The organism is Bradyrhizobium sp. IC4060 (assembly GCF_020193715.1).
Taxonomy (GTDB): domain Bacteria; phylum Pseudomonadota; class Alphaproteobacteria; order Rhizobiales; family Xanthobacteraceae; genus Bradyrhizobium; species Bradyrhizobium yuanmingense.
In genome coordinates this window covers 30165-43901 of record NZ_JADYVJ010000010.1, presented here as the reverse complement: position 1 = coordinate 43901, position 13737 = coordinate 30165, and the positions used below count along the sequence as shown (strand labels likewise).

General features: G+C 66.1%; 15 protein-coding genes. 10 read left to right on the top strand and 5 right to left on the bottom strand.

Features of this window, described 5'->3' with window-relative positions:
• Nucleotide 1: 1 nt before the first annotated feature.
• Together I6F16_RS27160 and I6F16_RS27155 are read right to left on the bottom strand one after the other, a co-directional pair.
• The gene (locus I6F16_RS27160; RefSeq protein WP_225113029.1) at nucleotides 2-1183 is read right to left on the bottom strand and encodes an ABC transporter substrate-binding protein; all 1182 of its coding nucleotides are present in this window, start codon (nucleotides 1181-1183) and stop codon (nucleotides 2-4) included.
• Between the two features lie 34 nt (nucleotides 1184-1217).
• The gene (locus tag I6F16_RS27155) at nucleotides 1218-2192 is read right to left on the bottom strand and encodes a nitronate monooxygenase family protein (protein ID WP_225113030.1); all 975 of its coding nucleotides are present in this window, start codon (nucleotides 2190-2192) and stop codon (nucleotides 1218-1220) included.
• Between the two features lie 181 nt (nucleotides 2193-2373).
• Between I6F16_RS27155 and I6F16_RS27150 the strand changes: the two genes are divergently transcribed.
• Nucleotides 2374-3261 carry a LysR family transcriptional regulator gene (locus tag I6F16_RS27150; RefSeq protein ID WP_035996816.1) on the top strand — a complete coding sequence of 296 codons (888 nt, stop codon included), beginning with the start codon at nucleotides 2374-2376 and terminating at the stop codon, nucleotides 3259-3261.
• Here I6F16_RS27150 and I6F16_RS27145 read toward each other — a convergent pair.
• Entirely contained in the window at nucleotides 3258-3911 is a 654-nt protein-coding gene (locus I6F16_RS27145) for a DNA-3-methyladenine glycosylase 2 family protein (protein ID WP_225113031.1), read from the bottom strand. The genes I6F16_RS27150 and I6F16_RS27145 overlap by 4 nt on opposite strands.
• 183 nt (nucleotides 3912-4094) lie before the next feature.
• On the opposite strand from I6F16_RS27145, the gene gluQRS reads away from it, so the two are divergent.
• Entirely contained in the window at nucleotides 4095-4967 is an 873-nt protein-coding gene (gene gluQRS / locus I6F16_RS27140) for a tRNA glutamyl-Q(34) synthetase GluQRS (protein WP_225113032.1), read from the top strand.
• A gap of 101 nt (nucleotides 4968-5068) precedes the next feature.
• The gene (locus I6F16_RS27135; RefSeq protein ID WP_225113033.1) at nucleotides 5069-6322 is read left to right on the top strand and encodes an ATP-binding protein; all 1254 of its coding nucleotides are present in this window, start codon (nucleotides 5069-5071) and stop codon (nucleotides 6320-6322) included.
• Here the strand turns inward: I6F16_RS27135 and I6F16_RS27130 are convergent.
• A complete protein-coding gene (locus tag I6F16_RS27130; RefSeq protein WP_109142243.1) occupies nucleotides 6249-7142 on the bottom strand; it encodes a YihY/virulence factor BrkB family protein in 894 nt (297 codons plus the stop codon). The two genes, I6F16_RS27135 and I6F16_RS27130, sit on opposite strands and share 74 nt — an antisense overlap.
• A gap of 312 nt (nucleotides 7143-7454) precedes the next feature.
• Here I6F16_RS27130 and I6F16_RS27125 point away from each other — a divergent pair, with 312 nt between their 5' ends.
• The 6 genes from I6F16_RS27125 (at nucleotide 7455) to I6F16_RS27100 (ending at nucleotide 11522) form a co-directional block, all read left to right on the top strand.
• A complete protein-coding gene (locus I6F16_RS27125; protein WP_036020744.1) occupies nucleotides 7455-7649 on the top strand; it encodes a twin transmembrane helix small protein in 195 nt (64 codons plus the stop codon).
• A gap of 2 nt (nucleotides 7650-7651) precedes the next feature.
• Nucleotides 7652-8224 carry a cob(I)yrinic acid a,c-diamide adenosyltransferase gene (locus tag I6F16_RS27120; protein WP_225113034.1) on the top strand — a complete coding sequence of 191 codons (573 nt, stop codon included), beginning with the start codon at nucleotides 7652-7654 and terminating at the stop codon, nucleotides 8222-8224.
• A 127-nt stretch (nucleotides 8225-8351) separates the two neighbouring features.
• Complete coding sequence (locus I6F16_RS27115; protein ID WP_036020746.1) at nucleotides 8352-9101, top strand: electron transfer flavoprotein subunit beta/FixA family protein; 750 nt, start codon at nucleotides 8352-8354, stop codon at nucleotides 9099-9101.
• Complete coding sequence (locus I6F16_RS27110) at nucleotides 9101-10045, top strand: FAD-binding protein (RefSeq protein ID WP_036020748.1); 945 nt, start codon at nucleotides 9101-9103, stop codon at nucleotides 10043-10045. Before I6F16_RS27115 ends, I6F16_RS27110 begins: the two co-directional genes overlap by 1 nt.
• 196 nt (nucleotides 10046-10241) lie before the next feature.
• Nucleotides 10242-11123, top strand: coding sequence for a 3-hydroxybutyryl-CoA dehydrogenase (locus I6F16_RS27105; RefSeq protein ID WP_035996839.1), 882 nt, complete (start codon nucleotides 10242-10244; stop codon nucleotides 11121-11123).
• A gap of 204 nt (nucleotides 11124-11327) precedes the next feature.
• Nucleotides 11328-11522 carry a hypothetical protein gene (locus I6F16_RS27100; protein WP_036020754.1) on the top strand — a complete coding sequence of 65 codons (195 nt, stop codon included), beginning with the start codon at nucleotides 11328-11330 and terminating at the stop codon, nucleotides 11520-11522.
• Nucleotides 11523-11526: 4 nt separating this feature from the next.
• On the opposite strand, the gene I6F16_RS27095 is transcribed toward I6F16_RS27100, so the two are convergent.
• On the bottom strand, nucleotides 11527-12192 hold the full coding sequence (locus I6F16_RS27095; protein ID WP_225113053.1) for a TlpA disulfide reductase family protein: 666 nt from the start codon (nucleotides 12190-12192) through the stop codon (nucleotides 11527-11529).
• A 100-nt stretch (nucleotides 12193-12292) separates the two neighbouring features.
• On the opposite strand from I6F16_RS27095, the gene argH reads away from it, so the two are divergent.
• Nucleotides 12293-13690, top strand: a complete 1398-nt coding sequence (gene argH / locus I6F16_RS27090; protein WP_225113035.1) for an argininosuccinate lyase — start codon at nucleotides 12293-12295, stop codon at nucleotides 13688-13690.
• Nucleotides 13691-13737: the final 47 nt, after the last annotated feature.

The following is a 13737-nucleotide window of genomic DNA, read 5'->3' as shown; positions in this document are numbered from 1 at the left end:
GTCAGCGATCGTCCAGCACGTCGCCGAAGCCGACCCAGCTCTTGCCGTTGAAGCGCCGCAGCTGCAGCTGCTGGAACGGCAGATAGTCGTCGGCGGCGGTGCTGACGGATATGCCGGGCAGCAGCAGCGGCAGCTTCACCTCTTTCAGCGAGGCGGACTGGCGCATGATGTTGTCGCGGCTGAAATCGTCCTTGCACGCCTTCAGCACCGTCATCAGCAGCGTCGCGTAATGGTAGCCGGCCGCATAGTTGGAGTTGGAGAGATCCGCGTTCGGCATGTACTGCTTCATGAAGGCGAAATACTCCTTCACGCCGGGATCGCTGGCCCATTGCGGGTCCATCGTGTCCTTCTGGTTGCTCGACGAGATCAGGCCGACGGCGTTGTCGAGCCCGGCCGGCTCCAGGAACGAGATCGACGAGGCCGAGGTCGGCACGAAGAACAGCTCGGGCTTCCAGCCGAGCTCGGCGACGCCCTTGATCATCTGCGAGGTGAACTTGCCGAGCACGACGCCGAACAGCACGTCGGCGCCCGATGCCTTCAGGGTCGAGAGCTGCGAGCTGATCGTCGGCGCGCTGGTCTCGTAGGTCGCTTCCGCAACGATCATGCCGGCAGCCTTGTCGCCGAGCGCGCGCTTGAAGCCGGCGACGTAGTCGCGGCCGAAATCGTCGTTCTGGGAGAGGATGGCGATCTTGGCGCCCGGCTTGGTGCGCAGCACGTGCTTGGCATAGACCACGCCTTCGGATTCATAGGCGGCCATGCCGGGCATGGTCCATGGATATTTCTGCGGATCGGCCCATTTGGTCGCGCCGGAAAGCACGAACAGCTGCGGCACCTTCTTGCCGTTGAGGTAGCGATGCACGGCGCTGTTGGTGGCGGTGCCGAGCGAGCCGAACAGCATCAGCACCTCGTCCTGCTCCACCAGCTTCCGGGTCTGCTCGACCGTCTTCGGCGGCGAATAGGCGTCGTCCAGCGTGATGAACTTGATCTTGCGGCCGTTGATGCCGCCTTCGGCATTGATCTTCTCGAAGTACGCCTCCTGCGTCCGCCCGATCGCGCCGAAGCCCGAGGCCGGGCCGCTATAGGGCAGGGTCTGTCCGATGCGGATCTCCGTGCCTTCGGCGCGGGCGCTGTCCGTGGCGAGTGCCAGCAGGGACAGACCGATCAGTGCGGCTGCCAGCTTCATGATATCCTCCCGTTTGTCTTGTCAGTTGGAGACGTCAGGCGCTGACGCGCAGCAGGAAATCCTGCCTCGCCTGATCGAATTCACGCTTCATGCGGTCGACGAGCTCCGCGACGGGCGGGGCATCGGTGATCTGGCCGATGCCCTGGCCCGATCCCCAGATGTCGCGCCACGCCTTGGATTTCATGTTGCCGCCGGAGCCGAAATTCATTTTCGTTTTGTCTGCGGCGGGGAGGTTGTCCGGATCGAGGCCGGCGGCAGCGATCGACGGACCGAGATAATTGCCGTGCACGCCGGTGAACAGGTTGGTGTAGACGATGTCGTGCGCGGCGTGCTGCGTCAGCGCCGATTTGTAGGCTTGGTCGGCATTGGCTTCCTGCGTCGCGATGAAGCGCGTGCCCATATAGGCGAGGTCGGCGCCCAGCGTCAGCGCCGAGGCGATGCCATAGCCGTCGCTGATCGCGCCCGACAGCAGGACGGCGCCGTCAAACCATTGCTTGACCTCGCGCACCAGCGCAAAGGGCGACAGCGTGCCGGCGTGCCCGCCCGCACCGGCGCAGACCAGGATCAGGCCGTCGACGCCCTGCTCGGCCGCTTTGCGCGCGTGCTTGACGTTGATGACGTCGTGGAACACCAGTCCGCCATAGGAATGCGCGGCCTCGACGATCTCCGCCGGCGGCCGCAGCGAGGTGATGATGATCGGCGCCTTGTGCTTGACGCAGGTCTCCATGTCCTTCATCAGCCGGTCGTTGGAGGCATGGCAGATCTGGTTGACGGCGTAGGGCGCGACCTTCTTGCCGGGATTGCGCGATTTGTACTCGCCGAGCTCGTCTTCGATCCGGCTCAGCCATTCGCCGAGCTTCTCGACCGGACGGGCATTGAGCGCGGGAAAGGAGCCGACGACGCCCGCCTTGCACTGGGCGATCACCAGTTCCGGGCCGGAGACGATGAACAGCGGCGAGCCGACCACGGGCAGCTCGAGCGAATCCTTCAAGAGATTGGGCAGTGCCATCATGTCCTCCCGAAACGCGGCCCCGCCAGCGGGCGGATCACGAGGCGTTTCCGTTTTGATTGTCGCGCGGGCGGATGGGCCGCCCGTGGCCGCGGATTTGATCCCATTATAAGGTTGGACGGCGCCGCCCGGGCCGTTCAATAATGAACGGACGATCATTCAGGTATGAACAGGGCCGCCGATGGATTGGGACCTTTGCAAGACCTTCGTCGCGGTCGCCGATACCGGCAGCTTCACCGCCGCCGCCCGCCGCCTGCACACCAGCCATCCCACCGTCAGCCGCAAGATCGCGGCGCTGGAAGCCCAGCTCGGCACCAGATTGGTGGCGCGGGCTGCCGATGGCCTGGCGCTGACCGCGGATGGACGGACCTTGCGCGAGCACGCCGAGGCCATGGCGGCCGCAGCGCTGCGGGCCGAAACCGCAGTGGCGGCGGGTGGACACAAGGCGCGCGGCATCGTCAAGCTGTCGATCGGCGCGACGCTGGCCTCGCACTGGCTGATGCCGCGCTTGCCAGCCTTCCTGCGCGCGCACGATCATATCCAGCTCGAGATCATCACCCATCCATTTCCGGCGAGCGTGCGCCGGCGTGAGGCGGACGTGGTGCTGCGGCCCTTCGATACCGGGGAGGAGAACCTGGTCGGCCGCAAGATCGGCCGTCTCGGCACCGGCTTCTATGCCTCGCGCGATTATGCCGCCGGGCGGTCCCTGCCGGAAAGGCGCGGCGATTGGAAGGAGCACAGCGTCATCGGCTTCGCCGACCAGACGTCCAATGCGCAGCTTGCGCGCTGGAGCGACGTCGTCACGCGGCAGGCAAGGGTGGCGATGCGCTGCTCGTCCCAGGGGGACATGCTGGCGGCGGTCCGCGCCGGCATCGGAATCTCCGCGCTGTCGTGCTTCGTCGCCGAAGCCTATTCCGATCTCGTGCGCGTCGCCCCGCAGAAGCTCGCCAGCGTTGCGGATCTCTGGCTGCTGGCCCATCCCGACCTCGTCGAGCTGCCGGCGGTGCGCGCCGTAATCGAATTCGTCGCCGAATGCGCCCGGACCGACCGCGCGCGGCTGCGGGGTTAGCCCGATTCCGCGAGCACGCCCTCGCGCTTCTTCACCGCGCGGTAATAGCTCCACCACAGATGCGCCGCCGCACCGCGCAGCGGACGCCAGGGCTCGGCGATCGGCGCCATCTGCTTCTCCGTCGGCCGCGCCTTGAGGCCGAGGCCGATACGGATGCCTTCCTGCACGGCGAGGTCGCCGGCCGGCCAGGCATCGCCGTGGCCGAGACAGAACAGCAGGTAGAGGTCGGCCGTCCAGGGGCCGATGCCGGGCAGCGCGATCAGGGTGTGATGCGCCGCGTCGGCATCCTCCTCCGCGAGCACGTCGAGGTTCAGCCGCTGCGCGGCGATCTCGCGGGCGAGATGCTTGAGCGTCTTGATCTTGGCGGCGGACAGGCCGAGCCGCCCCAGCCGGTCGGCGCGGGCGCGGCGCACGGCGTCATGGTCGAACGGATCGAATGCGGCCGACAGCCGCCCCCAGATCGCCGCGGCGCTCGCGGTGGAGAGCTGCTGCCCGCAGACGATGTGCGCGAGCCCCGTAAACCCGGGCTCGCGCCGCCGCAACGCCGGCATGCCCGCGATCTCGAGCACGGGCTTGAGCCGCGGATCGCGCTTGATCAGCGCGTGGACGGCCTCTTCGAGATCGGACTGGGTTTCGAGGTGGATGGTCATGGCGGGCGGGTTCTCTCCAGCGTCATGGCGGGCTTGTCCGGCCATCCACGTCTTTCTCACCGCGAGGCACTGTGTAGCATGAGCGGTGGTCGTGGTGTTTGTTCGTGACGTTGACACCATCGGTCTGTGGTACCGAAGAACGTGGATGGCCGGGACAAGCCCGGCCATGACGAGATTCATGTGATGGCACCACCCGTTTTCCGATTCGCCCCGAGCCCGAACGGCTTCCTGCATCTCGGCCACGCCTATTCCGCGCTGCTCAATTTCGACCGAGCGCGCGAGTCCGGCGGCCGATTGCTGCTGCGAATCGAGGACATCGACGCGACGCGGTGCCGGCCGGAGTTCGAGGCGGCGATCTACGAGGATCTCGCCTGGCTTGGGATTGCCTGGGAGACCCCGGTGCGGCGTCAATCCGAACATCTCGCCGATTATCGCGCTGCGCTGGACAAGCTCTCTGCGCTCGGTCTCGTCTATCCCGCCTTCGAAAGCCGCGCCGAGATCGCAAGGCTGGTGGCGGCGCGCGAGGCCGGCCGGCCGTGGCCACGTGATCCCGACGGCGCGCCGCTTTATCCGGGCGAAGCCAAATCGCTCTCGGCTGACGCGCGCGCGCAGCTGATCGCCTCGGGCGCGCCCTATGCGCTGCGGCTCGACATGGCGGCCGCCTGCCGCCGCGCCGCCGGCCTGAGCTGGAACGAACTCGGCGAGGGGCCGGACGGCGAGCGCGGCATCGTCCCGGCGCGGCCGGAGGCCTGGGGCGATGTCATCCTGGCCCGCAAGGAGACGCCGACCAGCTACCATCTCTCGGTGGTCGTCGACGACGCGCTCCAGGGCGCCAGCGAGATCGTGCGGGGCCAAGACCTGTTTTACGCCACGGCGGTGCACCGCTTGCTCCAGGTTCTGCTCGGCCTGCCCGAGCCGGCCTATCGCCATCACCGGCTGATTCGGGATGAGGCGGGCCGGAAGCTGTCGAAATCGAGCCGCTCGACCGGTCTGCGCGAATTGCGTTCGGCCGGCCTCACGCCTGCCGCGATCTGCCAGCTGGTGGGATTACGTTAAGTTTCTCTGGGGGTTAGCGAAACGTCGCCGTGACTCCGGGCGTTCCTCCGTGCCATGCTTGGCCAGCGCGGGGTTCGAAGAGGGTACTTCGAAGGGGATTCATGGCGGCGAAGACGCGTCCAGTGCGCACCACCCGGACGTCCAGGCGGCGGCCGCTTCGGAAGCGGCCCAAGGCGGCCGGCCAGTTGCGCAAGCGCAGCACCAAGGCGGCTGCGCCTGATGTCGTCCAGGCGGCGCTGGCCGCGTTTGCCCATGAGGTCCGCACCCCCCTGACCGGCATTCTCGCGATCAGCGACCTGCTCGCGACCTCCGATCTCGGCGAGCGGGAGCGGCGCTGGGCCGACACCATCAAGGCCGGCGCCGAGCATCTGGCGAGCCTCGCCACGCTGTTCGTGGATGCTGCCAGAACGGAGAAGGGCGGCAGCACGCCGCGCCAGGATCTGTTCGATCTCAAGGCGCTCGCCCGCACCGCCGGCGATTCCCTGGCCGGCCGCGCCGCGGCCAAAGGTCTCCAGGCCAAGGTCGAGATCGCCGACAAGATCCCAGGGCTCGTGGTCGGTGATTCCGTCCGCCTGCGCGCCGCGCTCGAGAACCTGATCGACAACGCCGTGAAATTTACCGACCAGGGCGGAGTGGCCCTCGCCGTCGAGCCGTGGCGTCCCGCCAAAGGCAAAGCAAAGGGCAGGTTCGGCGTCGCCTTCGCCGTGTCCGACAGCGGCATCGGCCTGACCATGGCCGAGATCAAGCGGCTGTTCCGCCCGTTCACCCAGGCCAATGTCACGATTGCCGCACGCTTCGGCGGCGCCGGCTTGGGGCTCTCCTCGGTCAAGCAATTGGCGCGGGCGATGGGCGGCGACATCACCGTCGCTCCGCGCCGCGGTGGCGGCGCCACCTTCACATTGACGGTGTCGCTGGACTTGGCGGGACGGGGCAAGACCCGCAAGGCAAAGGACGGCAGCGAGCCCGAGGCGGCCGCTGCGCTTCGCGTTCTCAGCGTCGAGGACAATCCGTTCGGCCGCGTCGTGCTCAACACCATTTTGACCGAGCTCGGCCATCACGCCGAGTTCATCGGGCGCGGTGAGGACACCGTGAACCGGCTGGAGCAGGGCGCATTCGACGCGGTGCTGATGGACATGGTGCTGCCGGGCATCGACGGCATCGAGGCCATCCGGCGGATCCGCAGGCTGCCAACGCCGCTGGCTCGGATCCCGATCATCGGCGTGTCCGGCCGCGGCGAGGACGAGGCCGCCTCGCGCGAAGCCGGGGCCGACGCCTTCCTGGTCAAGCCTGTGTCTCCGAGGGCTTTAGCGACTGCGCTGCTTGAAGCGACACGCCGTGAGGAAGCCGCGACTTGATGATCGCGGCATTGAGCTCGCCGCCGTAAACGAAGATCGCGGCGATGAAGTACAGAAACACCAGCGCGATGATCACCGAGGCGAGCCCCGCATACATGGTCACGTAGTTGTTGGCAAAGCGGGCCAGGTATTGGCCGAACACGATGCTGGAGATCAGTGACGCCACGATGGTGAAGACGATGCCGGGCAGTATCTGCAGGAAGCTGCGCCGTCCCGCCGGCAGCCAGGCGTGCAGGATGATCAGCGCCACCACCAGCGCGCCGATGGAGATGCCGTAGCGCACCCAGGTGAGGATGCTCTCGTTGGATTCGACGAACAGCGGAATGTGGCGCCGCGCCGCCTCGATAATGAGCGGACCGAGCACGATCAGGAACGCCATAGCGAGCGCCGTGAAGGCCGCAATGATCGTATAGGCAATCGACTCCAGCCGAAGCCAGTACCAGCTTCGCATCTCCACCACCGCATAGGCGCGGTTGAGCGCGACCCGCAGCGCCTCGACGCCGTTCGAGGCGAAATAGACCGACAGCGCCGCGCCGATGGTCAGAAGGCCGGTCCGAGTGGTGGTCAGCACGTCATGCACCTCGCCCGAGATCGAATCGGCGACCTGCTTGGGCCAGACCTGGAGCATCAGGCTAGCGGCCTGGTCGGCGAGTTCCTTGGAGCCGAAGAAGCCGGCGAGCGCGGTCAGCACGATCAGGAATGGGAACAGCGCCATCAGCGTCGAGAGCGCGATGTGGCTCGCGATCGCCCAGCCGTCATCGGCGAGGAACGTGTAGAACGCGTCCTCAGCGACGCAGTAGATGTAGCGGATGGCTTTCACTTGGCACCTACGCCGCTGCTGTCTCCTTCTGAACGTAGGGAGAGGCCAGGAGAACAAGCAATGGGCGCAAATCGAAAAATCATCGCGCTACCATCTGATATTCTTGGCCCAAAAGCCAGTTCGCGAAGCCCCCTTTGTCATTCCGGGGCGCGCGCAGCGCGAGGCCGGAATCCATCTAGCCGCGGCGCAAGTGGCGCGATGGATTCCGGGCTCGACGCGCCGGGTCTCGCTTCGCTCGATCCCGCCGCGTCGCCCCGGAATGACGAGCTGGGGAGATGGCGGACCGGCACACACGGTGTTATCTACCCTCAAATGGCATCTTTTCTGAGTACTTTCATCCTGCCGGCCGCAGCCGGCGCCGTGGCGCTGGTGCTGCTGCTCGGGCTCATCAACATGATGCGCGGCGGCTCGCCCAACACCTCGCAGAAGCTGATGCGTTGGCGCGTGCTGCTTCAGTTCGTGGCGATCATCGTCGCGATGCTCGCGGTCTGGGCGATGGGACGCTGATCATGGTGGTGCTGAACCGCATCTACACGAAGACCGGTGACGATGGCACGACGGCGCTCGGAACCGGAGAGCGGCGTCCGAAATACGATCTGCGCATCGAGGCCTATGGCACCGTCGACGAGACCAACGCGGCGATCGGCGTGGTCAGGCTCTACACCGCGGAGATGCCCGAGCTCGATGCGATGCTCGGCCGCATCCAGAACGATCTGTTCGATCTTGGTGCCGATCTCGCCGTGCCGGAGCGGGAAGGCAAGGCCGAGCGGCTGCGGGTGGTGGCGAGCCAGGTCGAGCGGCTCGAGCGCGACATCGACGCGCTCAACGACAAGCTTGCGCCGCTGACCTCCTTCGTGCTTCCCGGCGGCGCGCCGGCCGCGGCCCATCTGCATGTGGCGCGCACGATATGCCGCAGGGCGGAACGCGTGATCGTGGAACTGGCGGCCCAGCCGGGCGAGCCGGTCAGCGCGGCTGGCATCCATTATATGAACCGTCTGTCCGACTTTCTGTTCGTGGCCAGCCGGGCCGTGAATGGCAATGGCGCCGGCGACGTGCTCTGGGTTCCCGGCCAGAACCGCTGACCCATCGCGCTCGGCGCATTTCAGAAGGCCAAAATTAGACCCGTTCGCGCGTTGACCGGGGCAGATCAGGCCTTTAGGTTCCGCGCCAGTTGATAACCCCCCTCCCAAATTGAGTGAAAGAGGATCGATGAAGGTCTTAGTGCCGGTAAAGCGGGTGGTCGATTACAACGTCAAGGTCCGCGTCAAGGGCGATGGATCGGGCGTTGAACTCGCCAACGTCAAGATGTCCATGAACCCCTTCGACGAAATCGCTGTCGAGGAAGCGCTGCGCCTGAAAGAAGCCGGCAAGGCCACCGAGGTCGTGGTGGTCTCGATTGGACCTGCGCAGGCGTCCGAGACGATCCGCACCGGTCTTGCCATGGGCGCCGATCGCGGCATCCTGGTGAAGGCGGACGGCACCGTCGAGCCGCTCGCCGTCGCCAAGATCCTGAAGAAGGTTGCGGACGAAGAGCAGCCGGGCCTGATCATTCTCGGCAAGCAGGCGATCGACGATGACTCGAACCAGACCGGCCAGATGCTGGCCGCGCTGCTCGGCTGGTCGCAGGCGACCTTCGCCTCCAAGCTCGAGGTCGAAGGTACCGACTTCAAGGTGACGCGTGAAGTCGATGGCGGTCTGCAGACCGTGAAGCTGAAGGGACCGGCGATCGTCACCACCGATCTCCGCCTCAACGAGCCGCGCTACGCCTCGCTGCCCAACATCATGAAGGCGAAGAAGAAGCCGATCGCGGAGAAGACGGTCGCCGATTACGGCGTCGACATCGCCGCGCGCCTCGAAGTTCTGAAGACGGCTGAGCCCGCGGGCCGCAAGGCCGGCGTCAAGGTCAAGGACGTCGCCGAGCTGGTGTCGAAACTCAAGAACGAAGCCGGGGTGCTCTGATGACGACGCTTCTGATTGCCGAACACGACAATGCGTCGCTCAAGGACGCCACCAACAAGGCCCTGACCGCAGCTGCCGCGCTTGGCGCGGATGTCGAGGTGCTGGTCGCCGGCCAGAACGCCAAGGCCGCGGCGGATGCCGCTGCCAAGCTCGCTGGCGTGAAGAAGGTGCTGCTCGCCGATGGCGACCTCTACGCGCACGATCTCGCCGAGCCGCTGGCTGCGCTGGTGGTGTCGCTGGCGTCCGGCTATGACGCCATCGTCGCGCCGGCGACCTCGCGCTTCAAGAACGTGATGCCCCGCATCGCCGCTCTGCTCGACGTCATGCAGGTCTCGGAGATCACCAAGGTGGTCGCGCCCGATACCTATGAGCGCCCGATCTACGCCGGCAACGCCATCCAGACGGTGAAGTCGAAGGACGCCAAGAAGGTCATCACGGTCCGCACCTCGACCTTCGCCGCAGCAGGCGAGGGCGGCAGCGCCCCGGTCGAGACCGTGGCGGCGGCGGCCGATCCGGGCCTGTCGACTTTCGTCGGTGAGGAAGTCGCCAAGAGCGATCGCCCCGAGCTGACCTCGGCCAAGATCATCGTCTCCGGTGGCCGCGCCATGCAGAGCCGCGAGAACTTTGCCAAGTACATCGAGCCGCTCGCGGACAAGCTTGGGGCCGGTGTCGGTGCCTCGCGCGCCGCGGTCGATGCCGGCTATGCGCCGAACGACTGGCAGGTCGGCCAGACCGGCAAGGTGGTGGCCCCCGAGCTCTATGTCGCGGTCGGCATTTCCGGCGCGATCCAGCATCTGGCCGGCATGAAGGACTCCAAGGTGATCGTTGCGATCAACAAGGACGAGGACGCGCCGATCTTCCAGGTCGCCGACTATGGCCTGGTCGCCGATCTCTACCAGGCGGTTCCGGAGCTGACGGCCGAACTCGGCAAGCTCGGCAAGTAAAAGGCATCGAAAACACCGGCCGGAGGTATAAACTCCGGCCGGTGTTGCGTTTCTGAGGCGTTTTCTTTGGCGTGGGCGCGCCTTGGAGACGATCCAATCTAGGTTTCGAGCCAAGGTTCTGATTAAATCGGACCTCCCGGCTCGAGGGGAAAAAGGCAGGGCGCGCCCCCCGCGCGCCGTTCCGGTGGATGACAATATGGCGGCAGTGATCAAGAAGGTCGGCGTGATCGGCGCGGGTCAGATGGGCAATGGCATCGCGCATGTCGCGGCGCTCGCTGGCTTCGACGTGGTGCTCAACGACGTTTCGGCCGACCGCCTCAAGTCGGGCATGGCCACCATCAACGGCAATCTGGCGCGCCAGGTCTCCAAGAAGGCCGTCACCGAGGACGACAGGGCCAAGGCGATTGCGCGTATCAAGCTAGCCGAGAAGCTGGACGATCTCGCCGATTGCGACCTCGTCATCGAGACCGCGGTCGAGAAGGAAGAGGTCAAGCGCAAGATCTTCCACGAGCTCTGCGCCGTATTGAAGCCGGAGGCGATCGTCGCCTCCGATACGTCCTCGATCTCGATCACGCGCCTCGCCGCCGCCACCGACCGCCCGGAGCGCTTCATCGGCATTCACTTCATGAATCCAGTGCCGTTGATGGAACTGGTCGAGCTGATCCGCGGCATCGCCACCGACGACGCCACCTTCGAGACCGCCAAGGACTTCGTCGGCAAGCTCGGCAAGCAGGTCGCGGTCTCCGAGGATTTCCCGGCCTTCATCGTCAACCGCATCCTGCTGCCGATGATCAACGAGGCGATCTACACGCTGTATGAAGGCGTCGGCAACGTCGAGGCGATCGACGCGGCGATGAAACTGGGCGCCCACCATCCCATGGGTCCGCTCGAGCTTGCCGATTTCATCGGGCTCGACACCTGCCTCTCCATCATGCAGGTGCTGCACGAGGGGCTAGCCGACTCCAAGTACCGCCCGTGCCCGCTGCTGGTCAAATACGTCGAGGCCGGCTGGCTCGGCCGCAAGACCCAGCGCGGCTTCTACGACTACCGCGGCGCCAAGCCGGTGCCGACGCGGTAAGGTGGCCTTGTGCCCCGGACGCAGCGCGGAGCGCTGCAGAGCCGAGGCCCAGGAGCCGCGCGCTGAAGGCTAGGTCCCGGCTCTGCGGTGCGTCACTTGCGTGCCGCCCCTTGTCCGGGACACGATTGCCCGTACTGCTCCATGACAATTCATGTCGCGTTAACCTCTCGCGCCTAGGTTACGGCCGGCACGAGGGTTCGCGTAATGGACATGATGGCAATGGTCAGCAGCATGCTGGCCGCACAGCAAGGCGCGCTGCAGTCGAATATCGCGGCGACGCTGACCAAGCAGAACGCGGATATGGAGAAATCCACCGTCCTGACGCTGCTCGGCACCGGCCAGCCCTCGCTCGCCAATGTCGCCCCCGGCGTCGGCGGCAATCTCAATGTGACGGCCTAAACCCTTAAAGCGCCGCGGCGGCCTTGCCGGTTGCCGCGCGGATCAGCTTGAGCGCGTCCTCACTCGCCCATTCCGCCGGCCCCGCGATCGTCGCGATTTCACACCCCTGCGGGTCGACCAGCACGGAGGTGGGCATGCCCAGTGCCCGTCCCACGGCCTTAAGATCCTGGAACACCTTGGCTTTCTGGTCGCTGAAATAGGCGAGCCGGGTCAGGTTGGCCTCTTTCAGGAAGGTTTTCGGCTTCTCCAGGTCGCGGGTGTCGATGTTGATCGCCACCACCTCGAAATTCGGGCCCGATAGCTTGCCCTGGAGCTCGTCCAGCGCCGGCATCTCCTTGCGGCAGGGCACGCACCAGGTGGCCCAGAGGTTCACCAGCAGGGTCTTGCCGCGGAAGTCGGACAGCTTCTTCGGCTTGCCCTCGGCATCCTCGAAGGTGAGGTCGGGCAGCTTCAGCGGGGCGCTTGCCATGGTCAGCGCCGCCACCTCGCCATGGGCGAGCGGGGCGATCTTCTGCGCCGTCGCCACCGCCGCCTTGCAGGTCGGATCGCCCAAGGGCGCCCGGCTCGGGCCGAGCCCGTACAGCGCGGCGAAGCCGGCCAGCCCGACGATCGCCACGGCGGCGATGACGAAGGGGATGCGGCGCGTGGCGGAGGGCTTCTGGTCGAGCATATCGTTTGTCATCCGGTCGCAGATATGGCTATCAGGGGCCTCTTAATACGGCTGGCCGCGGCCAGCAAACGTGCGGCAAATCAGGCGTGAGCAGGGGATCATGAGCAACAAGATGTGGGGCGGCCGGTTCTCGGAACGCCCCGACGAGATCATGGAAGAGATCAACGTCTCCATCGACGTCGATCGTCACCTCTTCGCCCAGGACATTGCCGCGTCCAAGGCCCACGCCGCGATGTTGGCCAATCAGGGCATCATCACGGCTTCTGATGCGAAAAATATCGGCAAGGGTCTAGACACAATCCTGTCAGAGATCGGCAAGGGCGGCTTCGAATTCAAGCGCGCGCTCGAGGACATCCATATGAATGTCGAGAGCCGCCTGTCGGAGCTGATCGGCCCGGCCGCCGGAAGGCTGCACACCGCGCGTTCGCGCAACGACCAGGTCGCCACCGACTTCCGTCTGTTCGTCCGCGACGTCATCGACGAGACCGATGCCGCGCTCGCCGCGTTCCAGCAGGCCCTGGTGGACCGCGCGCTGGAGCACGCCGCAACCGTGATGCCCGGCTTCACGCATCTGCAAACGGCGCAGCCCGTCACGTTCGGCCATCACCTGCTGGCTTATGTCGAGATGGCGGCGCGCGACCGCGGCCGCTTCCAGGACGCCCGCAAGCGCCTGAACGAATCGCCGCTGGGCGCGGCTGCGCTCGCCGGCACCTCGTTCCCGATCGACCGCCATGCCACCGCGAAGGCGCTCCTGTTCGACCGCCCGATGGCGAACTCGCTCGATGCCGTCTCCGACCGCGATTTCGTGCTGGAGACGCTGTCGGCCGCCTCGATCTGCGCCGTGCACATGTCGCGCTTTGCCGAGGAGATCGTGATCTGGACCTCGCCGCTGGTCGGCATGATCCGGCTCAGCGACAAGTTCACCACGGGATCCTCGATCATGCCGCAGAAGCGCAACCCGGATGCCGCCGAGCTGGTGCGCGCCAAGACCGGCCGCGTCATCGGCGCGCTCAACGGCCTCCTGATCGTCATGAAGGGCCTGCCGCTCGCCTATCAAAAGGACATGCAGGAGGACAAGCAGGGCGCCATGGAGGGTTTTGCCGCGCTGTCGCTGGCAATCCGCGCCATGACCGGCATGGTCCGTGATCTCGTTCCGGACGAAGCCAAGATGAAGGCGGCCGCGGGCGAGGGCTATGCCACGGCGACCGACCTCGCCGACTGGCTGGTGCGGACGCTGAAGATGCCGTTCCGCCAGGCGCACCACGTCACGGGCCGCATCGTCGCCAAGGCCGCCGAGGGGGGCGTCGCGCTGCACGAGCTGCCGCTCAAGGAAATGCAGGCGATCGAGCCCAAAATCACCAAGGACGTGCTCGGCGTGCTGTCGGTCGAATCGTCGGTGAAGAGCCGCACCAGCTTTGGCGGCACCGCGCCGAAGAACGTGGCGTCCCAGGCCAAGGCCTGGGCGAAGCGGCTGGAAAAAGAGCGAAAATTGGGCTGAGGGCAAAATTTCGCTTATGTTTCATGGTCATCCGGCTCTCGCCAGAA